Origin of the sequence: Serratia sp. 201, from assembly GCF_037027545.1 — a bacterium.
Taxonomy (GTDB): domain Bacteria; phylum Pseudomonadota; class Gammaproteobacteria; order Enterobacterales; family Enterobacteriaceae; genus Serratia; species Serratia bockelmannii.
The window spans coordinates 1314125-1339710 of sequence record NZ_JAXCHC010000002.1 but is presented as its reverse complement, the minus strand read 5'-3'; the positions used below and the strand labels follow the sequence as shown (position 1 = coordinate 1339710).

General features: G+C 59.2%; 22 protein-coding genes. 17 read left to right on the top strand and 5 right to left on the bottom strand.

Annotated elements, in window-relative coordinates; genetic code table 11:
• Positions 1 to 150: 150 nt before the first annotated feature.
• From agaR to uspE, 7 genes are all read left to right on the top strand, one after another.
• Positions 151 to 921 carry a transcriptional repressor AgaR gene (agaR, locus tag WA302_RS14600; RefSeq protein WP_025302959.1) on the top strand — a complete coding sequence of 257 codons (771 nt, stop codon included), beginning with the start codon at positions 151 to 153 and terminating at the stop codon, positions 919 to 921.
• Positions 922 to 947: 26 nt separating this feature from the next.
• Entirely contained in the window at positions 948 to 2114 is a 1167-nt protein-coding gene (locus WA302_RS14595) for an SIS domain-containing protein (RefSeq protein ID WP_043144075.1), read from the top strand.
• Positions 2115 to 2123: 9 nt separating this feature from the next.
• Entirely contained in the window at positions 2124 to 2978 is an 855-nt protein-coding gene (locus WA302_RS14590; RefSeq protein ID WP_025302961.1) for a tagatose bisphosphate family class II aldolase, read from the top strand.
• A gap of 306 nt (positions 2979 to 3284) precedes the next feature.
• On the top strand, positions 3285 to 3596 hold the full coding sequence (locus tag WA302_RS14585; RefSeq protein ID WP_043144071.1) for a hypothetical protein: 312 nt from the start codon (positions 3285 to 3287) through the stop codon (positions 3594 to 3596).
• A 219-nt stretch (positions 3597 to 3815) separates the two neighbouring features.
• On the top strand, positions 3816 to 4340 hold the full coding sequence (gene ogt / locus WA302_RS14580) for a methylated-DNA--[protein]-cysteine S-methyltransferase (protein WP_025302963.1): 525 nt from the start codon (positions 3816 to 3818) through the stop codon (positions 4338 to 4340).
• 271 nt (positions 4341 to 4611) lie between these two features.
• Positions 4612 to 5376 (top strand): FNR family transcription factor, encoded by a 765-nt coding sequence (locus WA302_RS14575; RefSeq protein ID WP_004938278.1) that lies wholly within the window; start codon positions 4612 to 4614, stop codon positions 5374 to 5376.
• Between the two features lie 126 nt (positions 5377 to 5502).
• Entirely contained in the window at positions 5503 to 6465 is a 963-nt protein-coding gene (uspE, locus tag WA302_RS14570) for a universal stress protein UspE (protein WP_004938281.1), read from the top strand.
• A 57-nt stretch (positions 6466 to 6522) separates the two neighbouring features.
• Here uspE and pntB read toward each other — a convergent pair whose 3' ends face one another.
• Positions 6523 to 7917, bottom strand: coding sequence for a Re/Si-specific NAD(P)(+) transhydrogenase subunit beta (pntB, locus tag WA302_RS14565; RefSeq protein WP_089180957.1), 1395 nt, complete (start codon positions 7915 to 7917; stop codon positions 6523 to 6525).
• 10 nt (positions 7918 to 7927) lie between these two features.
• Entirely contained in the window at positions 7928 to 9457 is a 1530-nt protein-coding gene (gene pntA, locus WA302_RS14560; protein ID WP_049207477.1) for a Re/Si-specific NAD(P)(+) transhydrogenase subunit alpha, read from the bottom strand.
• 537 nt (positions 9458 to 9994) lie between these two features.
• On the opposite strand from pntA, the gene ydgH reads away from it, so the two are divergent.
• The 4 genes from ydgH (at position 9995) to WA302_RS14540 (ending at position 13630) form a co-directional block, all read left to right on the top strand.
• A complete protein-coding gene (gene ydgH / locus WA302_RS14555) occupies positions 9995 to 10945 on the top strand; it encodes a DUF1471 family protein YdgH (protein WP_025302966.1) in 951 nt (316 codons plus the stop codon).
• A gap of 244 nt (positions 10946 to 11189) precedes the next feature.
• Positions 11190 to 12581 carry an amino acid permease gene (locus WA302_RS14550; protein WP_025302967.1) on the top strand — a complete coding sequence of 464 codons (1392 nt, stop codon included), beginning with the start codon at positions 11190 to 11192 and terminating at the stop codon, positions 12579 to 12581.
• 218 nt (positions 12582 to 12799) lie between these two features.
• Positions 12800 to 13285 (top strand): hypothetical protein, encoded by a 486-nt coding sequence (locus tag WA302_RS14545; protein WP_043143614.1) that lies wholly within the window; start codon positions 12800 to 12802, stop codon positions 13283 to 13285.
• A 33-nt stretch (positions 13286 to 13318) separates the two neighbouring features.
• Entirely contained in the window at positions 13319 to 13630 is a 312-nt protein-coding gene (locus WA302_RS14540; RefSeq protein ID WP_336064329.1) for a pyridoxamine 5'-phosphate oxidase family protein, read from the top strand.
• A 182-nt stretch (positions 13631 to 13812) separates the two neighbouring features.
• Here WA302_RS14540 and WA302_RS14535 read toward each other — a convergent pair whose 3' ends face one another.
• Positions 13813 to 14223 (bottom strand): hypothetical protein, encoded by a 411-nt coding sequence (locus tag WA302_RS14535; protein ID WP_025302970.1) that lies wholly within the window; start codon positions 14221 to 14223, stop codon positions 13813 to 13815.
• Positions 14224 to 14407: 184 nt separating this feature from the next.
• Here WA302_RS14535 and folM point away from each other — a divergent pair, with 184 nt between their 5' ends.
• From folM to WA302_RS14515, 4 genes are all read left to right on the top strand, one after another.
• Positions 14408 to 15130, top strand: a complete 723-nt coding sequence (gene folM / locus WA302_RS14530; protein WP_025302971.1) for a dihydromonapterin reductase — start codon at positions 14408 to 14410, stop codon at positions 15128 to 15130.
• A gap of 75 nt (positions 15131 to 15205) precedes the next feature.
• The gene (rstA, locus tag WA302_RS14525; RefSeq protein WP_004938307.1) at positions 15206 to 15931 is read left to right on the top strand and encodes a two-component system response regulator RstA; all 726 of its coding nucleotides are present in this window, start codon (positions 15206 to 15208) and stop codon (positions 15929 to 15931) included.
• Positions 15928 to 17232: a two-component system sensor histidine kinase RstB gene (gene rstB / locus WA302_RS14520; protein WP_043143616.1), complete on the top strand. Its 1305-nt coding sequence runs from the start codon at positions 15928 to 15930 to the stop codon at positions 17230 to 17232. Before rstA ends, rstB begins: the two co-directional genes overlap by 4 nt.
• A 35-nt stretch (positions 17233 to 17267) precedes the next feature.
• Positions 17268 to 18767 (top strand): carboxypeptidase M32, encoded by a 1500-nt coding sequence (locus WA302_RS14515; protein WP_025302973.1) that lies wholly within the window; start codon positions 17268 to 17270, stop codon positions 18765 to 18767.
• 166 nt (positions 18768 to 18933) lie between these two features.
• Here WA302_RS14515 and WA302_RS14510 read toward each other — a convergent pair whose 3' ends face one another.
• Positions 18934 to 19839, bottom strand: coding sequence for an alpha/beta fold hydrolase (locus WA302_RS14510; RefSeq protein ID WP_141998180.1), 906 nt, complete (start codon positions 19837 to 19839; stop codon positions 18934 to 18936).
• Positions 19840 to 20024: 185 nt separating this feature from the next.
• On the opposite strand from WA302_RS14510, the gene asr reads away from it, so the two are divergent.
• Both asr and WA302_RS14500 read left to right on the top strand, forming a co-directional pair.
• Positions 20025 to 20300 carry an acid resistance repetitive basic protein Asr gene (gene asr / locus WA302_RS14505; protein ID WP_025302975.1) on the top strand — a complete coding sequence of 92 codons (276 nt, stop codon included), beginning with the start codon at positions 20025 to 20027 and terminating at the stop codon, positions 20298 to 20300.
• 294 nt (positions 20301 to 20594) lie between these two features.
• Positions 20595 to 21407, top strand: coding sequence for a trypsin-like serine peptidase (locus WA302_RS14500; protein ID WP_336064325.1), 813 nt, complete (start codon positions 20595 to 20597; stop codon positions 21405 to 21407).
• A 98-nt stretch (positions 21408 to 21505) separates the two neighbouring features.
• Here WA302_RS14500 and hrpA read toward each other — a convergent pair whose 3' ends face one another.
• A complete protein-coding gene (gene hrpA / locus WA302_RS14495; RefSeq protein WP_072070378.1) occupies positions 21506 to 25393 on the bottom strand; it encodes an ATP-dependent RNA helicase HrpA in 3888 nt (1295 codons plus the stop codon).
• Positions 25394 to 25586 lie beyond the last annotated feature (193 nt).

Below are 25586 nucleotides of genomic sequence, written 5' to 3'. Positions count from 1 at the left end.
GATATAGATATTTTAAAATTAATCGATTGCATTTCAGTGTTTCGTTTGCTGTAATTCGCCACGAACTACTGAAAGCGCTCCGGTCGGTATCGCTGCGGCTTATTAAGCCGCGGTCGGGCACGGCTACAGGTAAATCAGGAGTCTGCGTTAATGATCAATACCGCAAAACGCCGGGAATTAATTATCGACCAGCTGTGCCGCGAGGGCACGGTGCGCGTGGAGCAGCTCAGCCAGCAGTTTTCGGTGTCCAGCGTCACCATCCGCAGCGATCTGCGCCAGCTGGAAAAGCACGGCTGCGCGGTGCGCGCCTACGGCGGCGCCATGTTGAACAAACAGTTCGCCTTCGACCGCCCATTGCAGGACAAGGGCCGCCTCAATCGCGACGTAAAACACGTCATCGCCTGCGCGGCCGCGGCGCTGATTGAAGACGGCGATGCCGTCATCCTCGACTCCGGCTCCACCACCAGCCAGATGGCGCCGCAGTTGGCGGGGAAAAAGGATCTGGTGGTGATGACCAACGCGCTCAACATCGCCTTCGAATTAGCCAGCAACGAGCAGATCGATCTGATGGTGGTCGGGGGCAGCGTGCGCCGCAAAGCCTGGTCGCTTTACGGCCCTGCCGCCGAACAGCAGCTGCGCCAATACCGGTTCGACAAGCTGTTTCTCGGCGTCGACGGTTTCGATCTCACGAGCGGCATCACCACGCCGGATCCGGGCGAAGCGCAGCTGAACCGCGTGATGTGCGAGGTGGCGCGTGAAGTGATCGCCATCGCCGACGCCAGCAAATTCGGCCGCACCAGTTTTTGCATGATCCGCGAAATCGGCCAGATCCACCGTCTGGTCACCGACAGCCGCATTCCGGCGCACTACCTGCAGGCGCTGCACCATTTAGGGATCGACGTGATTATCGCCGACCGTTAACCGAGGCTTTTTAAGGAGCTGTCATCATGAACGCGTATTTCTCTTACGAGGCGGATTGGCTGAAGCAGCGCAACGCCTGGCACACCGCCGCAGAAATTTGGCAACAGCCGGATCTGTGGGCAGCGCTGCACCGGCAGCTGCAGGATCAACAGGCGCAGTGGCAGCCGTTCCTGGCGCCGCTGCTGGCCAATCCGCGCCTGCAGATCGTCCTGTGCGGCGCCGGCAGTTCGGCATTTGCCGGCCGTGCCCTGGCGCCCTGGCTGCGCGAACGCACCGGCCGCGACGTGGTAGCCTACGGCACCACCGATATCGTCGCCAACCCGCTGCAGTATCTCGACCCTGATCGGCCGACGCTGCTGGTCTCTTTCGCCCGCTCGGGCAACAGCCCGGAAAGCGTGGCGACGGTGGAGCTGGCCGACCAGCTGCTGCCGGAAAGCTATCACCTAATGCTAGTGTGCAACCCGGACAGCCGGCTGGCGCAGTACGCGCATCGGCGTGACAACGTCTGTTCGCTGGTGATGCCGCAAGGTTCCAACGATCAGAGCTTCGCCATGACCTCCAGCTTCAGCTGCATGATGCTGAGCGCCGCGCTGCTGCTCGGCCCAACGTCGCTCGAGGCCGCCCAGGCACCGCTGAGTGCCATGGTGCAGCGCTGCCGAGAACTGCGTGAAACGCTGCAGGCGCAGGTGAAAGCGCTGGCCGCCAGCGGCTTCCGCCGCTACATCACCCTCGGCGGCAGCTGCTTTACCGGCCTCGCCGAAGAGGCCTCACTTAAGATGCTGGAGCTGACCGCCGGCCGCATCGTTACACGCTACGACTCGCCGCTCGGCCTGCGCCACGGCCCGAAATTCATGGTCGACGGCCAGACGTTGGTGGTGCTGATGTTCTCCCACGACGACTACGCCCGCCAGTATGACCGCGATCTGTGGAACGAGCTGCAGCGCGACGGGCTGGCGATGCAGTTGGTCGGATTGACCGGCGAACGCCAACCCCTGTCCGACGCTCTGCTGAATATGCACGACGCGGCTGACGATATCTGGCTGCTGTTCCCGTATCTGCTGTTCACCCAGATGCTGGCCTTCGAGAGTTCGCTGGCGCTGGGGCTGACCCCGGACAACCCTTGCCCGACCGGCGAGGTCAACCGGGTGGTGAAAGGCGTGACGATTTACCGTTTTCCCTCCCCTGAGTTGTAAGGAGATCCCATGTATCTGATAGCCAATCGAGAAATGCTGCTCAAGGCACAGCGCCAGGGTTACGCCGTTCCGGCGTTTAACGTCCACAATCTGGAAACCGTGCAGGTGGTGGCGGAGACCGCCGCCGAGCTGCGCTCACCGGTGATCATGGCCGGCACGCCCGGCACCTTCAGCTACGCCGGCACCGACTACCTGATCGGCATTTGCCAATCGGCCGCGCACCGCTACGATTTGCCGCTGGCGCTGCATCTGGATCATCACGAAGAGCTGGACGACATCGAGCACAAGGTGAAAAGCGGTATCCGCTCGGTGATGATCGACGGTTCCCATCTGCCGTTCGAGCAGAACATCGCCAAGGTGGCCGCCGCAGTGGCCCTGTGCCACCGCTATGGCGCCAGCGTGGAGGCGGAGCTGGGCCGCCTGGGCGGGCAGGAAGACGATCTGATCGTCGATACCGCGGACAGCTTCTATACCGACCCGATGGCAGCACGCGAGTTTGTCGCCGCCACCGGCATCGATTCGCTGGCGGTGGCGATCGGTTCCGCCCACGGCCTGTATCACGGCGAGCCGAAGCTGGACTTCGAGCGCCTGGCGCTGATCCGCGAACAGGTGGACGTGCCCCTGGTGCTGCACGGCGCCTCCGGCATTCCGGAAGCGATGGTCAAGCGCGCGATTTCGCTCGGCGTCTGCAAGGTCAACGTCGCTACCGAACTGAAAATCGCCTTCGCTGATGCGGTAAAAAGCTACTTTTCGCAGCACCCGGATGCTAACGATCCGCGCAAATACATCGTCCCCGGCAAGCTGGCGATGAAAGAAGTGGTAGCGGAAAAGATCCGCATCTGCGGCAGCAGCGGCATGCTGTAAGCCCGCTCTCGCCCCCGGTTCCTGCCGTTACACCACGGGGGCGAAAACATCCCGCCATTCCCCGCTTTCCTGAGAGAACGATCACAGCCTTTTACCCTGCCCACACCGGAAACCATTAACCGGTCTTCACTATGATCCAAATCATGGTTTTGCTCACCCTACCTCCCTATTATCAAATCCATTGGATGAAGGCAGTAGGAATTTTGCCCATTCGTTTTTATTTCGCCACACGAAATAGCTTATTTAATGAAAACAAGCATGCTTGTTTTTAATTGGCAGCATTCTTTACTCTAAGAGGAACAGCGTATGAACCATTACTTAGCCGTATTAAGCGCATTGGTCATTCTGCCCTTCGCTCTGCAAGCAAAACCGCTTTCCGGAAGCCAGGTCGCCTCCGGCGTCGTGCGCTTCACCGGCGCCATTACTACGCCAACCTGCGCCATCACACATCAGGATGAACAGCTTATCTCCAACTGTTTCGGCAAAGTGACGGAATATCAGAACGGGTATATTTCTTCTTCGTTAAAAGAGATGCCAAAAGAATTAGTCTCTGCCGTCACCAGTGAAATGGTGAATAACAATCCCCATTTAAAGCGTGTGACCATCAGCTATAAGTAACCCCAATGTGTCAATGCTTGATGAAATAATAAACAAGAAACAACTTGTCTTGATAACTTATAAATTTATTTTATAAATTCGTCGAACAATGACTCCCTGGCTTCCCCTGAGCCGCCTATTTGGGTAACCCTGCGGTTGCCCATCAACATGTCCGAAATCCGCCATCGTCTCCCTCCGTTTCATGCGATAATCCCCACACTAAACCGAGGAGTGATCCAGATGCAGACTTTTTTGATTGATCGTACCGCTACGCCGGTGGGTGAACTGGTGCTGATTGCCGATGAACAGGGGCGCCTGCGGGCGATTGACTGGACCGATCACGAAGCGCGCCTCATGAAGCTGCTGAATACCCACTACCGCGCCGATCGCTTCACCCTGCGCGAACAGCGCGATCCCAGCGGGCTGACCGACGCCATGCAGCGCTATTTCGCCGGTGAACTGAGCATTATCGATCGGTTGCCGGTGATGACTGCCGGCACCGAGTTCCAACGCACCGTGTGGCAACAGCTGCGCCAAATCCCCTGCGGCGAGATCCTGACCTACGGCCAACTGGCGCAACGCATCGGCCGTCCGACTGCCTCGCGCGCGGTCGGCATGGCCAACGGTTCAAATCCGATCAGCATCGTGGTGCCCTGCCACCGAGTGATCGGTTCGCAGGGCGCGCTGACCGGCTATGCCGGCGGCGTACAACGCAAGCAGTGGCTGCTGCAGCACGAAGGCTACCTGCCGAAAAATTTGCTGTAGCCACCTATCCAGCGCCATTGTTTGGCGCTGCTTAATAAAACACATTGCTCTTCGCCGCGCGCGTGCCCACTTGGGTACTATTAATAGCTTGTGTGAATAAAACGCATAAGTCACAAATAATACTCATAACTTCAGTCCCATACAGAATAATCGGCGGCATGTGTGCGCAAAATTCGCACACAATACCCCTATTCATGCTAATGCCACCCTTATCAGCTGCAGCAAAAGATGTTAAAATTGACTCATATCAATTATTGAATGAGCGTAATCTATGATCCCGGAAAAACGCGTGATTCGTCGTATCCAGTCTGGTGGTTGTGCGATCCATTGCCAGGACTGCAGCATCAGCCAGCTGTGCATTCCTTTCACCCTTAATGCTCACGAGCTGGACCAGCTCGACAACATTATCGAGAGGAAAAAGCCCATCCAGAAAGGCCAGACCCTGTTCAAGGCCGGCGACGAGCTGAAATCGCTGTACGCGATCCGTTCCGGGACCATCAAAAGCTACACCATCACCGAGCAAGGCGACGAGCAAATCACCGGTTTCCACCTGGCGGGTGACCTGGTGGGCTTCGATGCCATCGGCGGCCTGAAGCACCCGAGCTTCGCCCAGGCGCTGGAAACCTCGATGGTGTGCGAGATCCCGTTCGAGACCCTCGACGATCTGTCCGGCAAAATGCCCAACCTGCGTCAGCAGATCATGCGGCTGATGAGCGGCGAGATCAAAGGCGACCAGGACATGATCCTGCTGCTGTCGAAGAAAAATGCCGAAGAGCGCCTGGCGGCGTTCGTTTACAACCTGTCGCGTCGCTTCGCGGAACGTGGCTTCTCACCGCGCGAGTTCCGGTTGACCATGACCCGTGGCGACATCGGCAACTACCTCGGCCTGACGGTGGAAACCATCAGCCGCCTGCTGGGCCGCTTCCAGAAAAGCGAAATTCTCAGCGTGAAAGGCAAATACATCACCATCGAAAATGCCGACGCCCTGTCGGTGCTGGCCGGAACGCCACGTATCAACGTGACCGTCAACGCCTGATCCCCCTGCCGGATCAACATTTCCCCGAAATTGTTGATCCGGCACGCTTCTGTTGTTGTTCTGTTTTTCAATGTTGGGTTACTCTGTAAATTAACAGACTGTTGATTTCAGCTGTAAGGAGGCCCTATGGCGAAGTATCAGAATCTTCTGGTGGCTATTGACCCCAATCAGGACGATCAGCCGGCATTGCGCCGCGCCGTGTACCTGGTAAAACGGAACGGCGGGCGCATCAAAGCCTTCCTACCCATTTACGACTTCTCTTACGAAATGACGACCCTGCTCTCCCCGGACGAAAGAACGGCGATGCGGCAAGGTGTGATCAGCCAACGCGCCGCCTGGATCAACGAGCAGTGTCGTTTCTATCTCAACGACGGCGTGCCGATCGAAATCAAAGTGGTCTGGCATAACCGCCCCTTCGAAGCCATCATTCAGGAAGTGCTTTCTGGCCAACATGACCTGCTGCTGAAAATGGCGCACCAGCACGACCGGTTGGAGTCGGTGATCTTTACCCCCACCGACTGGCACCTGCTGCGCAAATGCCCTTGCCCGGTGTGGATGGTGAAAGACCAGCCCTGGCCGGAAGGCGGCAAAGCGCTGGTGGCGGTCAACCTGGCCAGCGAAGAACCCTATCACGACCCGCTCAATATCAAACTGGTGCAAGAAACCGTCGAACTGGCGCAAAACGTCAACCAGACCGAGGTTCACCTGGTCGGCGCCTATCCCGTCACGCCGATCAACATCGCCATCGAACTGCCCGACTTCGACCCGAGCGTCTACAACGACGCCATTCGCGGCCAGCACCTGATCGCCATGAAGGCGCTGCGGCAGAAATTCTGCATTAAGGAAGAGTTCACCCACGTAGAAAAAGGCCTGCCGGAAGAGGTGATCCCCGATCTGGCCGAACACCTGCAGGCCGGCGTGGTGGTGCTGGGCACCCTGGGCCGCACCGGCATTTCAGCCGCCTTTATCGGCAACACCGCGGAACATGTGATCGATCATCTGAAATGCGACCTGCTGGTGATTAAACCGGAAAACTTCAACTGCCCGATCGAAGCGGATGAAGACGACGAACACGACGACGAAGATTAAGCTTCGCGCATAAAAAACGGGCCGCTAAGCGGCCCGTTTTTCTTTGGTTGCCCAATTTTACTTCTGCAACGCCCGCAGAATCGCTTCCACGCTGTCTTTGGCGTCGCCAAACAGCATCTGAGTGTTCTCCTTGAAGAACAGCGGGTTTTGCACGCCGGCGTAGCCGGTGTTCATCGACCGTTTGAACGCGATCACGTTCTGCGCTTTCCACACTTCCAGTACCGGCATGCCAGCGATCGGGCTGCGCGGATCTTCCAGCGCCGCCGGGTTCACCGTGTCGTTGGCGCCGATCACCAGCACGGTGTCGGTATCCGGGAAATCTTCGTTGATTTCATCCATCTCCAGCACCACATCGTACGGCACCTTCGCCTCCGCCAGCAGCACGTTCATGTGGCCCGGCAAGCGCCCGGCGACCGGGTGAATACCGAAACGGACCTTCACGCCGCGCGCCCGCAGTTTCTCGGTGATTTCCGCCACCGGATATTGCGCCTGTGCCACCGCCATGCCGTAACCCGGGGTGATGATCACCGAGGTGGAGTTCTTCAACTGCTCGGCCACCTCTTCCGCCGTGGTTTCACGGTATTCGCCCATCTCTTCGGCATCGCCGGTGGATGAACCGTCACTGCCGAAACCGCCGGCGATCACGCTGATAAACGAACGGTTCATCGCCTTACACATGATGTAAGACAGGATAGCCCCCGAAGAGCCCACCAGCGCGCCGGTGACGATCAGCAGATCGTTGCTCAGCATGAAGCCCGCCGCGGCCGCGGCCCACCCTGAGTAAGAGTTGAGCATCGACACCACCACCGGCATGTCGGCGCCGCCGATCGAGGCAACCAGATGCCAGCCGAACGCCAGCGCGATCGCCGTCATCAGCAGCAGCGTCACCACCTGCCAGCCCACGCTGTCGGCGCGCACGAACGCCACCAGCAGCAAGAACGAGATCACCAGCGCCGCCAGGTTCAGCTTGTGGCGATTCGGCAGCATCAGCGGCTTGGAAGAGATGATGCCGCGCAGCTTACCGAAGGCGACGATCGACCCGGTGAAGGTCACCGCACCGATAAAGATGCCGAGGAACACTTCGGTCAGATGGATATTCGCCATCACCGGTTCCATCGGCGCGCCGTGATCCAGGTAGCTATTGAAACCGACCAGCACCGCGGCCAGGCCAACGAAGCTGTGCAGCACCGCCACCAGTTCCGGCATTTCGGTCATCTCGACCTTCTTCGCCAGATAGACGCCGATCGAACCGCCGATGATCATGGCGATGATGATCCAGCCGACGTTGCCGGAATCCGGCCCCAGAATGGTGGCGAGCAGCGCGATCGCCATACCGGCGACGCCGAACAGGTTGCCCTGCTTCGACGTTTCATGACGCGACAGGCCCGCCAGGCTGAAAATAAACAAAATAGCGGCAACAATGTATGCAGCTGTAACCAATCCTCCAGACATTTGTTACCCCTTAGTTCTTGCGGAACATCTTCAGCATGCGCTGAGTGACGGTGAATCCACCAAAAATGTTGATGCTGGCGATCAGCACGGCGATAAAGGAGAGGAAACTCACCCAGCCGCCGTGGCCAATTTGCAGCAGCGCACCGACCACGATAATCCCTGATATCGCGTTGGTGACCGACATCAACGGAGTATGCAGCGCATGGCTGACGTTCCAGACCACGTAGTAACCGACCACGCAGGCCAGCGCGAACACGGTAAAGTGCGACAAGAACTCTTTCGGCGCCGCGTCCGCCAGCCAGCCGAACAGCAGGATCGCCAGGGCCATCAGGCCGTACTTCAGCCACGGCGAGGTCGGTTTGGCTTCGGGTTTGGCGACCGGTGCAGCGGCAGGTGCCGCTTTCGGCTGGGCGGAGACCTGGATTGGCGGCGCTGGCCAGGTGACTTCACCGCTGCGCACCACGGTAACGCCGCGGATCACCGTATCGTCGAAATCGATGTCGATCTCGCCGTTTTTCTCTTTCGATAGCAGCTTCAACAGGTTGACCAGGTTGGTGCCGTACAGCTGCGAAGATTGGGTCGGCAAGCGGCTCGGCAGGTCGGTATAGCCGATGATTTTCACGCCGTTGTCGGTCACGGTAATGGTGTCGGCCACGGTCAGTTCGCAGTTGCCGCCGGTTTGCGCCGCCAGATCGACGATCACGCTGCCCGGCTTCATCGACGCCACCATCTCTTTGGTGATGAGCTTCGGCGCCGGTTTGCCTGGGATCAGCGCGGTGGTGACGATGATATCAACCTCCGCCGCCTGTGCGGCAAACAGCGCCATCTCGGCCTTGATAAAGGCTTCGGACATCACTTTGGCGTAACCGTCGCCGCTGCCCGCTTCCTCTTCAAAATCCAGCTCGAGGAATTCCGCGCCCATGCTCTGCACCTGCTCTTTCACTTCCGGGCGGGTGTCGAAGGCGCGCACGATGGCGCCGAGGCTGCCCGCAGCGCCGATCGCCGCCAGGCCGGCCACGCCGGCGCCGATGATCATCACCTTAGCCGGCGGCACTTTGCCGGCGGCGGTGATCTGGCCGGTGAAGAAGCGGCCGAACTCATGCGCCGCTTCGACGATCGCGCGGTAGCCGGCGATGTTAGCCATCGAGCTCAGCGCATCCATCGACTGGGCGCGCGAGATGCGCGGCACCGAATCCATCGCCAGCGCGGTGACGTTGCGCGCCGCCAGCTTGGCCATCAGCTCGGGGTTTTGCGCTGGCCAGATAAAGCTGACCAGCGTGCTGCCTTCGCGCATCAAGGCGATCTCGTCGTCTTGCGGCGCGTTGACTTTCAGGATCAGATCCGACTGCCACACTTCGTTTTCGTCGACCAGCGCCGCACCGGCGGCTTCGTAGGCGACGTCGTCAAAACTGGCCAGTTTGCCCGCCCCGCGTTCAATCGCGACGGTAAAACCCAGCTTCAGCAGTTGTTCCACCGTTTTCGGCGTGGCTGCGACCCGGGCTTCATTGGCCAACCGCTCTCTTGGTACACCAATACGCATAATGTTCCCTTCTCACCTGTCTTGGATGATGTTTATTATTTTCCTGCCCATAGCACGACGCCACCGGCGAGCAAGGCGTTCACTTGCCCGCACTGATTTCAGACGCCAACTATAACCTACTGAAAATAAGGTCGATGATCCATAATTGCTTACGCATTCAGCTCTGTTTTTACATAAAAATGCCGCGCGTGATATGACAAATCGCAATTTACTGTGAAAAAATCCATACAGAACAGCACATTCTGCGTGACAAGAGGTTTACGCCCGGCGTAACGATTGATGGCCACGTGCGGCGAAAGAGCATAAAAGTTATCATTTTGTGAATAATTAACATTAATGACACCAAAGCCTTTATTATGGAAACTTATGATGATGGCGCCATCCGTGCGGCCCGCGTCAACGTAAGCGATTTGTCGCACTGGATAACATAAAATGCTGAGACAGTTTTCAGAATTACATGTAATAATCGACGGCTGAATTACACTTAAACAGTTCAGTACGTTATAAACGTTAATGCGCTAGGCGAAAGGATTTTTTATGAAGCTGAAGACCACGATCATCGCGTCAGCCTTGTTATCACTCACCGCGCTGTCTGCTCATGCGGCGCAAGAGTTAACTCCTGAGAAAGCAGCGGCGCTGAAGCCGTTTGATCGCATCACGATTACCGGCCGCTTCAATGCCATCAATGAAGCCGTCGACGCCGTATCCCGCCGTGCAGACAAACTGGGTGCCGATTCCTTCTATATCCAGGACAGCAACAACAGCAACAACGGCGGCAACTGGCGCGTCACCGCAGACCTTTATCATAAAGATGCGCCAGAAGTGAGCAAAACACCAAAATACCGCGTATTTAACGGCGTGAATGAACTGCCTAAAGAGGAAGCCTACCTGCTGGAGCCTTACGATACCGTGAGCGTCAGCGGTTTCTACCGCAGCCAGCCGGACATCAACGACGCCATCTCCAAAGAAGCGCAGAAAAAAGGCGCCGCCTCGTTCTTCATCGTGCGCCAGGTTGACGCCAACTCCGGCGGCAACCAGTTCGTCACCGCGTACATCTATAAGGCCGATGCGCCGAAACGCCGCGTTCAGAGCCCGGACGCTATCCCGGCTGATTCTGACGCCGGCCGCGCCGCACTGGCCGCCGGTGGTGCCGCAGCCGCGAAAGTCGAAATCCCTGGCGTCGCGTCTTCCGGTTCGCCAAGCCGCGAAGTGGGCCGTTTCTTCGAAACGCAGTCCTCTACCGGCCAGCGCTATACCGTCACGCTGCCTAACGGCACCAAGATCCAGGAAGTGAACAACGTGACCGCCGCGCAGATGGTGCCGTTCGATTCCGTCACCTTCACCGGCCACTTCAACAGCATGACCGACGTGTCCACCGAAGTGGCGAAACGCGCGGCCGAGAAAGGCGCCAAGTACTATCACGTCACTCGCCAATGGCAGAACAAGAGCGGCGGCAACCTGACCGTCAGCGCCGATCTGTTCAAATAAAACCCGCTTTTCGGTTTACCATCGGGCAGCCCTTGAGCTGCCCGTTTTTATTGCCGTTCTTTTCGCCGCTCGTTGAATAGTTTTTTGTAAATTCCGCATATTCAATCATTGCATCTCTAATCATCCCTCCGTAGAATTTGCGCCAATTTTTAGGGCTATTGTCTATTCGCGCAGTGGTTGTTAACACATTGTTGCCGCCAAGCAGTTCCCTTCCAGTTGTTTATTCTGCGTTCAGGATCCGTCATTGGAAAAAAAACTCGGTCTTACCGCGCTAACCGCTTTGGTGCTCAGCTCGATGCTGGGCGCCGGCGTGTTCAGTCTGCCGCAAAACATGGCGCAGGTCGCCAGCCCCGCCGCGTTGCTGCTGGGTTGGGGGATCACCGGCGTCGGCATTCTGTTTTTGGCGTTCGCCATGCTGTTGCTTACGCGTCTGCGCCCGGATCTGGACGGCGGCATCTTCACCTACGCCAAAGAAGGATTCGGCGAGCTGATGGGCTTCTGCTCCGCCTGGGGTTACTGGCTGTGCGCCGTGATCGCCAACGTCTCGTATCTGGTGATCGTGTTTGCGGCGCTGAGTATTTTCACCGATCGCGGCGGCAACGTGATTCTCGGTGACGGCAATACCTGGCAGGCGCTGATCGCCGAATCCGCCCTGCTGTGGATCGTGCACGCGTTGGTACTGCGCGGCGTGCAAACTGCCGCCAGCATTAACCTGGCGGCCACCCTCGCCAAGCTGCTGCCATTGGGGATGTTCGCCGTTTTGGCGGCGATCGCCTTCAAAATGGACGTGTTCACGCTGGATTTCAAAGGTATCGCCCTCGGCAAGCCGGTGTGGGAACAGGTCAAGGACACCATGCTGATCACCCTGTGGGTGTTTATCGGCGTGGAAGGCGCCGTGGTGGTTTCTGCTCGCGCCCGCAATAAGAAAGACGTGGGCCGCGCCACCATGCTGGCAGTGCTGTCGGCGCTGGCGGTGTACCTGATGGTCACCTTGCTGTCGCTGGGCGTGGTGCCACGCAGCGAACTGGCCGACATGCGCAATCCGTCGATGGCGGTGCTGATGGTGGAACTGATTGGCCCGTGGGGAGACGTGATCATCGCCGCTGGACTTATCATCTCCGTGTGCGGCGCCTACCTCAGCTGGACCATCATGGCGGCGGAAGTGCCGCTGCTGGCCGCACAGCACGGCGCGTTTCCGCGCGTGTTCGGCAAGCAGAACCGCCATCACGCCCCAGCGTCTTCGCTGTGGCTGACCAACATCGCGGTGCAGCTGGCGCTGGTGCTGATCTGGCTGACCGGTAGCAACTACAACTCGCTGTTGACCATCGCGTCGGAAATGATCCTGGTGCCTTACTTCCTGGTCGGCGCATTTCTGTTCAAGGTGGCTTACCGCCGCCGCGACAAACGCCTGATCTTCGCCGCCACCGGCGCCTGCGTCTATGGTTTATGGCTGCTGTACGCTTCCGGTCTGATGCACCTGCTGATGTCGGTGCTGCTGTATGCGCCGGGCCTGTTGGTGTTCATGTACGCCCGCCGCGGCCATCAGGATATCAATCTGCTGAATCGCCTGGAAAAAGGCAGTATCTTACTGCTGTTGGTGGCCACGCTGCCCGCCGGCTGGTTTATGCTGCACTAAAGTGCCCCGTCAATGCGGCTGCCCGTCAGCCGCATTTTGCTTCCTCTTTTTCCCTGCTACCACGCTCCCCCCCTTTGCACAGTCAGCCATGCGCCACGCTTGCGATCTCAAATGCAATTAATTATCATTATCATTTATTGATTAATGGTAAGACGCGAGTGCCCCTGGCGAGAGGCGTCAGGCGGCGGATGAAGACAGGCTAAAATGGAAGGCATTTCATGGCTGAGAAACTGCTGCACGCATTACCTTTGTTTGCCGCCTGGGAGGCGCTGATCGCCGAGGGCAACACGGCGTTTAATCAGCGGCACGATCGCCAGGCGATGACCAGCTATCAACAGGCGCTGGAGGGGGCTCAGGCGATCATCGCCGAGAAGCCTTGGCTGAATGCGGACTATACCGCCAGATTTGAAGCGCTGAATATTTTCGAGTCTGCCCTTGCCGCGCTGATCGTCACGTTCAACAACATCACCCATCTGCGCCTGCGGCAGAAGCCTCTGCGCGGCGTCGAGCTGCATGTTCATCAGGCCCGAGTCGCTATCGAGCAACTCTTGGCCGATTCGTCGCTGTGCGAACAGATGCAGCAGATCGCTGAGCGGCACCTGCTGCGCTTCAGGATTGAAACCCTGCACTTACTGCGCGAGCACCGTCTGCCGGAAACCAGCATCTGCGCGCCCGCTACCCACCATTCCGCCACCGTGCATTAACAGTGACACATCAACCTGAGGGGTAATCTGCCCATGAATGAATTGAATGACGAGATGAAGAAGATGCTGGCTAAACAGCTGCCAGTGCAGGCAACCAGCAGCCCGAGCGGCGTGCCCGATATCGGCCCCAAGCGTTCTCTGCGCCTCTATGATGACCGTACACTGATTTACAACGAAAATACCGGTGGCCAAACGCTGCAAAACATCAAGGAAGGCTCGAAAATGGCCGTTGTGGTCATCGACCGCGAGGCACTGGACGGCTACCGCTTCGTTGGTACACCCGAACTGTTTCTGACGGGCAAACCGTTTGACGAGGCGCTGGCATTTGCAGAAAAAACGGGATGAATCCGCCGAAATACGCGGTGTTAATACATATAGACAGTATTTACACCCTGCGTTCCGGTCCCAATGCCGGGACCCGACTTTAGACAGCACGCGTCACGCGGCGTGAGATTTCACGTTCATGGTTAGGCGATCGCAGCAGGTCAATTGCCTAACCATGAACGGGCGGCCGGGTTGATTCCCGGTCAGCTTTTAGGGGGAATGGTGACGGTCATACGCTCACCCACCAGGGCGATCGCAATGCCTTCCGCGCACTCTTTTTGAATGGCCGCCAGCTGTTGCGCCTCCAGCGCATAGGGCAGCTGAATATCAAATACCGTCAGGCCCTGCTGCTGCGCCAGGTCAATCAGGCGCACGATATTGGTTTCATCGCTAACCTGCGTTGACACCACCTGCAGCGCCAGCTCTTTCAACTGCTCTTTGCGCGTTTGTGACGTGGTCACGCGCGATTTCAACACCATGCCGAAGATCGGCATCACACCATAAATAGCATCAACAAAGCGCCAGTGCTTCCTGCACGATGCGGACAGAAAATCCATGTAGTCAAAACAGATTTTCTCACTGCGCGCGATGGATGCAAGGTGATTGCTGTTCATCCCCTCATTCCTCTCATGGCCAGTGTTAACCCGTGGTCTTTCAAGCCGCCGCCGGACGGCAACCTGAAATGCATTGGGGATCTTACATCCAGAAATGGATAATCATGCGAAGCTTTAACGACTTTCCGCCGTATGATGGCATAATTCCCCTATTGTTTGCCAGTCTGTCCAGGAGCTTTAATCAATGGAACACCCCAACTCCGCCCCGGTGCTGATTACCGGCGGCGCGCGGCGCATAGGGCTGGCGCTCGCCAGAGCGTTTCTCCAGCGCGGCGTTCCGGTCATTATCGCCTATCGCAGCGAATATCCGGCGATGGCCGAGTTGCAGGCCTTGGGCGCCCGCTGCATTCAGGGCGACTTTGCCACACATGAAGGTATCTACCGTTTCGCCGACCAGGTGCGGCAAGTGGCGCCCAAGCTGCGCGCGATGATCCACAACGCCAGCGCCTGGCAGGCCGAGTCACCGGAGGTGCCGCCGGAACAGGTGATGGCAGCAATGCTGCAAATTCACGTTTACACGCCCTATTTGCTCAACCAGCTGCTCGAATCCTGTCTGACCGGCCAGGGCCAGGCTGGCGCCGACATTATCCATCTCACCGACTACGTGGTGGAAAAAGGCAGCGACAAGCATATCGCCTACGCCGCCAGCAAGGCTGCGCTGGACAATATGACTCGTTCGTTTGCCCGCAAGCTGGCGCCGGAGGTCAAGGTCAACGCCATCGCGCCGGCGCTGATCATCTTCAATCCGGGCGACGACGAAGCCTATCGCCAGCAGGCGCTGGCGAAATCGCTGATGAAGGTCGCGCCCGGCGAAAGTGAAGTGGTCAATCTGGTGAACTACCTGCTGGAAAGCCGCTACGTCACCGGCCGCACCCACGGCGTCGACGGCGGCCGGCCGCTGCGCTGACGCCAAGATCCGCATGGCGCAACGTCGCGGGCCGCGCTATGCTCAAATCCGCTTTTTATATTAAAACACGGGCATATGCATAAAATTGTTTTTGTGGAAGACGATCCTGAAGTCGGCAAACTGATCGCCGCCTATCTGGGCAAACATGACATCGAGGTGCTGATCGAACCGCGTGGCGACAGCGCGCAGGCGCGCATCGAGCGCGAGCAACCCGATTTGGTGCTGCTGGACATCATGCTGCCCGGCAAAGACGGCATGACGCTGTGCCGCGATCTGCGCCCTACCTTCCCCGGCCCGATCGTGCTGCTCACTTCGCTCGACAGTGACATGAACCATATCCTGTCGCTGGAGATGGGCGCCAACGACTATATCCTGAAAACCACGCCACCGGCGGTGTTGCTGGCGCGCCTGCGTTTGCACCTGCGCCAACACAGCCAACAGCCGAAAGAAGAGTCGGTTCAGCCGCTCACCCAGCATAACGCGCTGCATTTCGGGCTGCTGTGCATCGATCCGGTCAACCGTCAGGTTACGCTGGGCGAAGAAACCATCACCCTGTCCACCTCGGATTTCGATCTGCTGTGGGAGCTGGCGACCCACGCCGGGCAGATCATGGATCGCGAGGCGTTGTTGCAAAACCTGCGCGGCGTGAGCTACGACGGTATGGATCGCAGCATCGACGTGGCGATCTCCCGCCTGCGTCGTAAGCTGTACGACAATGCGCTGGAGCCTTTCCGTATCAAGACGGTGCGCAACAAGGGCTATCTGTTCGCCCCTAACGCCTGGGCTTCGGTGCAACAATGAGAAAACTTTTCGTCCAGTTCTTCCTGCTGCTGTTCGTCTGTTTTCTGGTGATGGCGATGCTGGTCGGCCTGGTGTACAAGGTGACCGCCGAGCGCGCAGGCCGCCAGTCGATGGACGATTTGATGAAAAGCTCGCTGTACCTGATGCGCAGCGAGCTGCGCGAAATCCCGCTGAAGGACTGGAACAAGACTATCGCCACGCTGGATCTCAATCTGTCGTTCAAGCTGCATATCGAACCGCTCGGCAAACAGGAACTGAGCGAGGATCTGAAAAAGCGGCTGCGGCTGGGTGAAATCATCGCCCTCGACGATCAGTACACCTTTATGCAGCGCATTCCGCGCAGCCACTATGTGTTGGTGGTTGGCCCCATTCCTTATCTGTTCTATCTGCACCAGATGCGCCTGCTGGATCTGGTGTTGCTGGTGTTTATCGGCATGTCGCTGGCGCTGCCGGTGTTTCTGTGGATGCGGCCGCACTGGCAAGACCTGCTCAAACTGGAAAACGCCGCCCAGCGGCTCGGCGCCGGGCATCTGGATGAACGCACCCACTTCGATCCCACTTCCAGCCTGAGCCGGCTCGGCGTGGCGTTCAACCAGATGGCCGACAACGTCAACACCCTGATCGCCAGCAAGAAACAGCTGATCGACGGCATCGCGCACGAGCTGCGCACGCCGCTGGTGCGCCTGCGCTATCGGCTCGAGATGAGCGATAACCTGTCCGAAGGCGAACAGCAGGCGCTGAACCGCGATATCGGCCAGTTGGAGTCGCTGATCGACGAGCTGCTGACCTATGCCCGCCTGGACCGGCCGCAGGTTGCGCTAAACATTGAACCCATCGATCTGCCAAAGTGGCTGGAGGACAAGGTCGACGATATCCGTCTTATTCATCAGGAACGCGACATCCAGCTCGATATCCCGCACGTCGGCGACTTTGGCGGCGTCGATCTGCGCCTGATGGAACGCGTGCTCGATAACCTGGTCAATAACGCGCTGCGCTATTCCGAGCAGCGTCTGCGCGTGGGTCTGTGGTTCGACGGCGACCTCGCCTGTTTGCAGGTCGAAGATGACGGGCCGGGTATCCCGCCGGAAGAGCGCGAGCGGGTATTCGAGCCTTTCGTTCGCCTCGATCCCAGCCGCGATCGCGCCACCGGCGGCTGCGGACTGGGGCTGGCCATCGTCCATTCCATCGCCGTCGCCTACCAGGGACAGGTGTTCGTCGAGAGCAGTTCGCTCGGCGGCGCCAGTTTCCGTTTCTGTTGGCCGGTGAAGCCGACATTCAGTTTAAAAGCCGATCTGGCGTAATACCGCCGGACCCTTCTCATTGGAGTCGAATAATAATGACATCTGCACATTCCAACACGTCTGCTTACGATCACCTGCGCGCGCTTTTTAGCCGTCTGTCGCGTTTCGGCCACCTGTCCGCCATCGCCGGTTGGGACATGCAAACCATGATGCCGCCGGGCGGCAGCAAGGCGCGCTCCGAAGCACTGGCCGAGCTGAGCGTGCTGCAGCACCAGCTTTTAACAGCGGAAAGCACCGGCGCGCTGTTGGATCGCGCGCAGCAAGAGACGCTGGACGAGATCGACCGCGCCAACCTGCGCGAAATGCGCCGCCAGTATGAAGACGCAGTGCTGCTACCGGCGTCGCTGGTCGAAGCCAAATCGCTCGCCGGCGCGCGCTGCGAACACGCCTGGCGCGCCCAGCGCCCGGCCAACGACTGGGACGGCTTCGCCGAGAACCTGCGCGAAGTGGTCAAACTCAGCCGGGAAGAGGCGCAGATCCGTGCGCAGGCGGCCGGCACCAGCCGTTACGACGCCCTGCTCAATCTGTATGAACCGGGCATGCGCAGCAGCGATCTCGACCGCATCTTCGGCGATCTGAAAACCTGGCTGCCGGATCTGCTGCAGCGCGTGGTGGCCAAACAGGCTAATGAGCCCTGCCAGGCGCCACAAGGTCCGTTCAATGTGGACACCCAGCGCCAGCTGAGCCTGAGCGTCATGAAACTGCTCGGTTTCAACTTCGACAACGGCCGTGTCGACGTCAGCGCCCACCCGTTCTGCGGCGGCGTGCCGGAAGATGTACGCATCACCACGCGCTACAACGAAAAAGAGTTCTTGACCGCGCTGCTCGGTATCGTGCACGAAACCGGCCACGCCCGTTACGAACAGAACCTGCCGCGCGATCTGCTCGGCCAGCCGGTCGCCCTGGCCCGCTCTACCGCCATCCACGAATCGCAGAGCCTGCTGTTCGAAATGCAGCTGGCGCGCGGCAATGAATTCCTGAAAATCTTGCGTCCGCTGGTCACCGCGCAATTTGGCGAACAGCCGGCGCTGGAAGAAGCCAACTTCATTCGCCTCAACCAGCGCGTTAAACCGGGCCTGATCCGCGTCGACGCCGACGAGGTGAGCTATCCTGCCCACGTCATCCTGCGCTACGAAATTGAAAAAGCGCTGATCGAAGGCGAGGTCGAAGTGGAAGACATTCCGGCATTGTGGAATGAAAAGATGCACGCTTACCTCGGCCTCGACACCATCGGCAACTATCGCAACGGCTGCATGCAGGATATCCACTGGACAGACGGCGCGTTCGGCTACTTCCCGACTTACACCCTCGGCGCGATGTACGCCGCGCAGCTGTTCCACAGCGTGCGCCAGGCCCTACCTTCGCTGAGCGAGGATATCGCCGCCGGCAATCTGCAGCCGCTGTTCCACTGGCTGCAGCACAACATCTGGCGCCACGGTAGCCGCTTCCCGACCGAGACGCTGATCGCCAACGCGACCGGCGAAGCGCTCAACCCACGCTACTTCCGTCAGCATTTGGAAAACCGCTACCTGTAATCTCTCCTGGCGCGGCCCTGCCGCGCCCTTTTTTCCTCTGGTTGACCTGACACTGTTCCATAGTGCACTTTCCTGCGGGTAACGCCTTGGCTACAGAGTGGCGGGTGGCCACTCACCATTAGTATGTTGTAACTAAAAAAGCAAAAATACCGAACCAACCGGCCTCTCATCCCAATGCATGGCGGGCGATCATCGCCGCCAGCTGCGGCCTCAACGGTGCGGGCAGGTCATGCCCCATGCCCGGCATAATATGCAGCTTGGCGTTGGCGACCGCACGGGCGATCGCCACCCCGCCGGCCTTGCGCACCAGCCGATCGCGATCGCCGTGAATCACCAGCGTCGGCGCGGCGATGCGCCGGCTGTAACGCCGCAGATCGCCGCTGCCGAGCAACGCGGAAAGTTGCCGCTGCATGCCTGCCGGATCCACACCCCGCTTCAGCAACCGCGTCACCAGGGCATCCAGCTCCGCCTCCTCCGGTGGATAAGTCGCGGTGCCAAGCGCGCGCAGAAAGGCCTTCATCCCTTCCTGGCGCTGCTGCAGCGTCATATCGGCGGCAGGCCGGCGCACCAGCAACCACAGCAGCGAAGGCGCCGGCGGCGGCAACAGCGGCTGATTGGTGCTGGAAAACAAGATGCATAACGAGGCGACGCGCTGCGGGTATTCGGCGGCCAGCACCTGGGCGATCATCCCCCCCATCGAAGCGCCCAGTACGTGAGCCTGCGGAATGCGTAAATGATCGAGCAGATGCGCCGCGTCCGTTGCCATGTCCGCCAGGGTATAAGGCACCGGCGTTTGCCAGCCAAGCTGGGCGCGCAACATCAGCAGCCACAATGGCTGTGAGCGTTGTGCCTGCGTTTTTCCTGAAAGGCCGACGTCGCGGTTGTCATAACGGATCACCCGAAACCCCATGGACACCAGGGCGCGGCAGAAGTCGTCAGGCCACAACAGGAGCTGCGCGCCGATGCCCATGATGAGCAACAACGGCGGGTGCGTCTCATCGCCCCAGTCCTCATAGGCCAGCGGCACATCGCCCTGTTCAGTCACGCCACAACGAATCGTTATCTCGTTCATTTTAAATTCCTTTTTTCTTGTCTGGCGGTCATTATAGCAGCAATCCCCCTCGCCACCGCCGCCCTGTACATTAGGTTACATGCCGAAACCAATCACTCACGGAAAGCCGGACGCCGTTTGCCTACTATCATCTCAACGGCCCCGCAGTGGGGTTGGTACCCAAAAGTCATGTTGAGGATTCTGCGATGAAAAAAGTATTAGCTCTGGTTGTTGCCGCTGCAATGGGTCTGTCTTCCGTGGCTTTCGCTGCCGAGGCTGCCACCACCGCACCTGCGGCTACCGCAACCACCGCCACCGCTGCGCCGGCTAAAGCTCAGGTGAAACACCACGGCAAGAAAGCCCCGGTTCAGAAAGCTCAGGCGGCCAAAAAGCATCACAAAAAAGCCGGCAAGAAAGCCCCGGCGCAAAAAGCCCAGGCGGCTAAAAAGCACCACAAGAAAGCCAGCCACAAAAAAGCGTAATGTCGTGAGGGTCCCCTCACCGTTTCAGGCTTGACGTGTACGACACCCGGTTCACCGGGTGTTTTTTCATCGGGGGGTTCTCATTGATGCTGCGCCGCTACCTGTTCGAGATCGTTCTGACCGCCCTGATCCTTTGCGGACTGATCGCCGTCTTTTTTTACCTGTAGCCTGCCGCATCGCCGGCGGGAAATTATTGAAAAATCAATTATTGCCCATCCACATGGCTGCTAAATCAGTCTATAGTTAGCATTCAGTGTGTTTATGGATGATCCGTATTTGTCAGGCAAGAGATCTATGCGCATATCCGTTTTACTGTTGCTGTGTTCACTCCCGCTCATCGCTTCTCAGGCGGCACGCGCAGACGGCCCGTCCAAGGCCGAGCAAACGCGTCTGTTTTTCGGCAAAGATGAACGAATCAAGGTCACGGATACCGCCGCCAAGCCGTGGCAGGCCATCGGCCAGGTCGAAACCGCCAGCGGCAATCTGTGTACCGCCACGCTGATCTCCCCACACCTGGCGTTGACCGCCGGCCACTGCGTGCTGGCACCGCCGGGGCTATTGGATAAAGCCATCGCTCTGCGCTTCGTGGCGGGTGATAAGTCGTGGCAGTATCAAACCGACAATATCGAGACCCTGGTCGACAGCAAACTGGGCAAAAAGCTGAAACCGGACGGTGATGGCTGGATCGTCCCGCCCGCCGCGGCCGCTTATGACTTTGCGCTGATCCGTCTGAAAGACAAAAAACCGCTGCCGATCGCACCCTTGCCGCTGTGGCAAGGCGACAGCAAGGCGCTGACTCAGGCCCTGAAACAGGCCAAACGGCTGATAACTCAAGCGGGCTACCCGGAGGATCATCTGGATGACCTCTACAGCCACCAAAACTGCAAGGTCACCGGCTGGGCCCAGCAAAGCGTACTGTCGCACCAGTGCGATACTCTGCCCGGCGACAGCGGTTCGCCGCTGCTGTTGAAAACCGCGGACGGCTGGCAACTGATCGCCATCCAAAGCTCGGCACCGGCGGCGAAAGATCGCTATCGCGCCGATAACCGTGCCCTGGCGGTGCCCGGTATCCGCGAAGCGCTGGACGCGCTGGCGGCAGGCAAATAATCCTCTCTCAACGGCGCATTATGCGCCGTTGCTGTTTCTCTGCTCTGCGAATTTCAACTTGCGCTGCGCCGGCCGCTTGCCGGCCGGTGCGGCTGAGCTTAGCTCGAAAGCTGCTCGATAGTTTGCAAAATGCGCTTATCGGAGATCGGGTAAGGCGTGCCCAACTGTTGTGCGAACAGGCTGACGCGCAGCTCTTCTATCATCCAGCGCACCGCTTTTACTTCTTCCTCCTGCTGTCGCTTCGGCGGCAGCTTGTTCAGCCACTGCTGCCAGGCCTGCTGCACCTGCTCCACCCGCAACATCTGCGCGCGATCGCGGTGCGGATCAATAGCCAGTTTTTCCAACCGCCGCTCGATCGCCTGCAGGTAGCGCAGCGTATCCGGCAGGCGCTTCCATCCGTTGCCAGTCACGAAGCCGCGGTAAACCAGCCCGCCGAGCTGGGTCTTGATGTCCGACAGCGCCAGCGCCAACGACATGTCCACCCGGCCTTTCAGCCGTTTGTTGATGTTGAAGACCGCCGTCAGGATCTGTTCAACCTGCTTGGCCACCTCGACGACCGTGTCGTTCAGCTCGGCGCGGATCTGCTCCTGCAGCCGTGCAAAGTCTGCTTCTTGCCAGACCGGGCCGCCGTGTTCTGCGATCAGCTTGTCGATGCCGCACGATATGCAGTCGTCGATCAGCTCCAGCACCTTGCCGTACGGGTTGAAATAGAGCCCCAGCTTGGCTTTGTTCGGCAGTTTCTCATGCAGGTATTTGATCGGTGAAGGAATATTCAACAACAGCAGACGACGCGTGCCCTGCCACATCGCCTGTTGCTGCTCGCTTTCGCTGTCGAACAGGCGGATCGCCACGCTGTCCTTTTCATCCACCAGCGCCGGGTATGCCTTCATCGAATAGCCGCCGCGCTTCTGCTCGTAAAACGCCGGCAGTTGGCCAAAGCTCCAAACATGCAGATTGCTCTGCTCCAGTCCGTCATCGGCCACCGCCGACAGCGTTTCCTGCACCTTCTCTTTCAACTGCAGGCGCAAGGCGGCCAGATCTTTGCCTTCGCGCAGCGTCTGGTTTTTCTCGCCCACCACGCGGAAGGTCATCTTCAGATGATCGGGCACCTGATCCCACTGCCAGTCATCACGTGACACGGTCACGCCAGTCATGCGCCGCAGCTCGCGCTCCAGCGCGTCCAGCAGCGGCAATTCCAGCGCCGTTACGCGGCCAAGGAACGCCTCGGCGTAGTTCGGTGCCGGCACGAAGTTGCGACGCACCGGTTTCGGCAGCGACTTGATCAGCGCAATCACCAGTTCACGGCGGATGCCGGGGATCTGCCATTCGAAGCCCTGCTCTTCCACCTGGTTGAGGATCGGCAGCGGGATGTGCACCGTCACGCCGTCAGCGTCGGTGCCCGGTTCAAACTGGTAGCTCAGCCGCAGCTTGAGGTTGCCCTGATGCCAGAAGTTCGGGTAATCCAGCGCGCTGATCTTGTTGGCGCCGTCTTTGATCAGCATCTCTTTTTCGAAGTTCAGCAGATCCGGCTGCTGCTTGGCCGCGCTCTTCCACCAGCTGTCGAAATGACGGCCGGACACCACGTCGTTGGGGATGCGGCGATCGTAGAAGCCGAACAGCATTTCGTCATCCACCAGAATGTCGCGGCGGCGCGATTTATGCTCCAGTTCTTCCACCTCGGCGCGCAGCTTTTGGTTTTCGCGGAAGAAGGCGTGGCGCGTCTGCCAGTCTCCCTCTACCAGCGCATGGCGGATAAACAGCTCACGGCACAGCAGCGGATCGATGGCGCCGTAGTTGACCTGGCGCGCCGCAACGATCGGCAGACCAAACAGCGTGACCTTTTCGCTGGCCATCACCGCCCCCTGCGACTTCGACCAGTGCGGTTCGCTGTAGCTGTGTTTCACCAAGTGCTGAGCCAGCGGCTCGATCCATTCCGGTTCGATGCGCGCGGCGATGCGTCCCCACAGGCGGCTGGTTTCCACCAGTTCGGCCACCATGGTCCACTTCGGTGGCTTCTTGAACAGGCCGGAGCCGGGGAAGATCGAGAAGCGGGCGTTGCGCGCGCCGGTAAATTCCTGCTTGTCCGTATCCTTCTGGCCGATGTGCGACAGCAGGCCGGTCAGCAGCGCGGTGTGGACGCTGCGATAATCGGAAGGCGTGCTGTTGATCGGCAGCCCCAGTTCTTTCACCACCTGGCGCAGTTGGGTATAGATATCCTGCCACTCGCGCACCCGCAGGTAGTTGAGAAAATCGTTGCGGCACAGCCGGCGGAACTGACTGGAAGAGTTCGCCTTTTGCTGCTCCTGCAGATAATCCCACAGGTTGACGAACGCCAGGAAGTCCGAGTCTTTGTCGGCAAAACGGCGGTGTTTTTCATCCGAGGCCTGCTGCTTATCCATCGGGCGCTCGCGCGGATCCTGAATCGACAGCGCGGCGGTAATGATCATCACCTCGCGCACGCTGCCGCTCTTCTGCGCTTCCAGCACCATGCGCGCCAGACGCGGGTCGATCGGCAACTGCGCCAGCTGCCGGCCCTGCGGCGTCAGCTGATAGTGGCCGTTATCGGCGGTGGTGATCGCCCCCAGCTCTTCCAGCAGACGCACGCCATCCTGAATGTTGCGCTTGTCCGGTGCCTCGACAAACGGAAACGCGGCGATGTCGCCCAGCCCCAGCGAGGTCATCTGCAGAATGACCGACGCCAGGTTGGTGCGCAGAATTTCCGGATCGGTAAACGCCGGCCGCGAGAGGAAATCCTGTTCAGAGTACAGACGGATGCACACGCCCTCCGACACGCGGCCACAGCGCCCTTTACGCTGGTTGGCGGAGGCCTGCGACACCGGCTCGATCGGCAGGCGCTGCACCTTGGTGCGGAAGCTGTAGCGGCTGATGCGCGCGGTGCCCGGATCGATGACGTATTTGATGCCCGGCACCGTCAGCGAGGTTTCCGCCACGTTGGTGGCCAGCACGATGCGGCGGCCGTGGTGCGACTGGAAAACCCGGTTCTGCTCGCTGTTCGACAGGCGCGCATACAGCGGCAGCACCTCGGTGTGCGGCAAATTGAGGCGGTTCAAAGCGTCGGCGGTATCGCGGATCTCGCGCTCGCCGCTCATGAAGATCAGAATGTCACCCGGCCCTTCGCGCCCAAGCTCGTCCACCGCATCGAAAATCGCCTGCAGCTGGTCGCGGTCGGTATCATCGCCGTCGTCCACCACCGGGCGGTAACGCACCTCCACCGGGTAAGTGCGGCCGGAAACCTCGATGATGGGCGCATTGTTGAAGTGGCGCGAGAAACGCTGCGGATCGATGGTCGCCGAGGTGATGATCACCTTGAGATCCGGGCGCTTCGGCAGCAGTTCGCGCAGGTAGCCGAGAATAAAGTCGATATTCAGGCTGCGCTCGTGCGCTTCATCGATGATCAACGTGTCGTACTGCATCAGCAAGCGATCCTGCTGAATCTCCGCCAGCAAGATACCGTCAGTCATCAGCTTGACCAGGGTGTTTTCCCCCACCTGATCGTTGAAGCGCACCTTGTAGCCTACGCTGCCGCCGAGCGGGGTTTCCAGCTCGTCGGCGATGCGGTTGGCGACGGTGCGCGCCGCCAGGCGGCGCGGCTGGGTATGGCCGATCAGCCCTTTCACCCCACGCCCCAGCTCCAGACAGATCTTCGGCAACTGGGTGGTTTTTCCCGAGCCGGTCTCCCCGGCGACGATCACCACCTGGTGGTCGCGGACAGCATTTAAGATGTCCTGCTTTTTCTGGCTGACCGGCAGGCTTTCCGGATAGGTAATGCGCGGGCAAGACGCGGCGCGCGCCTGCACTTTTTGCCGCGCCGTCGCGATGTCGCTTTCCACGTCGGCGGCGACCGCCAGCTGGGCATCGGGATTTTTGATTTTTCGTGCGCCCTGCAGGCGACGACGCAGGCGTTGTTGATCGCGGAGCATCAGCTCGCCCAGTTGGGCCGGCAGTGCCTCGAGCGGAGATTTCACGTTCGGTGTTCCTTGTTTCTTCGCCGCCAAGGCCAGGCTTGGCAACGGTTTAATGTTTTTTTAGCGATTTTTTTGCTTTAGCCGCACAGCCTATCACAAACGGCTTTCTCCCCCTACTTCCGCGAGTAAAGCGTCGCCATGTCATTCAATAAAATTGAACGGAGATCTCGAAATATTGCGCTATCACTGTTGG

Bases quoted from the DNA above. Each gene is read 5' to 3' on its own strand.
- WA302_RS14585 (WP_043144071.1), top strand. From the start codon at position 3,285: ATGAACCATTACTTAGCCGTATTAAGCGCATTGGTCATTCTGCCCTTC.
- WA302_RS14540 (WP_336064329.1), top strand. From the start codon at position 13,319: ATGAATGAATTGAATGACGAGATGAAGAAGATGCTGGCTAAACAGCTG.
- WA302_RS14595 (WP_043144075.1), top strand. From the start codon at position 948: ATGAACGCGTATTTCTCTTACGAGGCGGATTGGCTGAAGCAGCGCAAC.
- WA302_RS14590 (WP_025302961.1), top strand. From the start codon at position 2,124: ATGTATCTGATAGCCAATCGAGAAATGCTGCTCAAGGCACAGCGCCAG.
- pntB (WP_089180957.1), bottom strand. From the start codon at position 7,917: ATGTCTGGAGGATTGGTTACAGCTGCATACATTGTTGCCGCTATTTTG.
- pntA (WP_049207477.1), bottom strand. From the start codon at position 9,457: ATGCGTATTGGTGTACCAAGAGAGCGGTTGGCCAATGAAGCCCGGGTC.
- WA302_RS14545 (WP_043143614.1), top strand. From the start codon at position 12,800: ATGGCTGAGAAACTGCTGCACGCATTACCTTTGTTTGCCGCCTGGGAG.
- folM (WP_025302971.1), top strand. From the start codon at position 14,408: ATGGAACACCCCAACTCCGCCCCGGTGCTGATTACCGGCGGCGCGCGG.
- WA302_RS14510 (WP_141998180.1), bottom strand. From the start codon at position 19,839: ATGAACGAGATAACGATTCGTTGTGGCGTGACTGAACAGGGCGATGTG.
- asr (WP_025302975.1), top strand. From the start codon at position 20,025: ATGAAAAAAGTATTAGCTCTGGTTGTTGCCGCTGCAATGGGTCTGTCT.
- rstA (WP_004938307.1), top strand. From the start codon at position 15,206: ATGCATAAAATTGTTTTTGTGGAAGACGATCCTGAAGTCGGCAAACTG.
- WA302_RS14575 (WP_004938278.1), top strand. From the start codon at position 4,612: ATGATCCCGGAAAAACGCGTGATTCGTCGTATCCAGTCTGGTGGTTGT.
- WA302_RS14515 (WP_025302973.1), top strand. From the start codon at position 17,268: ATGACATCTGCACATTCCAACACGTCTGCTTACGATCACCTGCGCGCG.
- WA302_RS14500 (WP_336064325.1), top strand. From the start codon at position 20,595: ATGCGCATATCCGTTTTACTGTTGCTGTGTTCACTCCCGCTCATCGCT.
- ydgH (WP_025302966.1), top strand. From the start codon at position 9,995: ATGAAGCTGAAGACCACGATCATCGCGTCAGCCTTGTTATCACTCACC.
- WA302_RS14535 (WP_025302970.1), bottom strand. From the start codon at position 14,223: ATGAACAGCAATCACCTTGCATCCATCGCGCGCAGTGAGAAAATCTGT.
- ogt (WP_025302963.1), top strand. From the start codon at position 3,816: ATGCAGACTTTTTTGATTGATCGTACCGCTACGCCGGTGGGTGAACTG.
- rstB (WP_043143616.1), top strand. From the start codon at position 15,928: ATGAGAAAACTTTTCGTCCAGTTCTTCCTGCTGCTGTTCGTCTGTTTT.
- agaR (WP_025302959.1), top strand. From the start codon at position 151: ATGATCAATACCGCAAAACGCCGGGAATTAATTATCGACCAGCTGTGC.
- uspE (WP_004938281.1), top strand. From the start codon at position 5,503: ATGGCGAAGTATCAGAATCTTCTGGTGGCTATTGACCCCAATCAGGAC.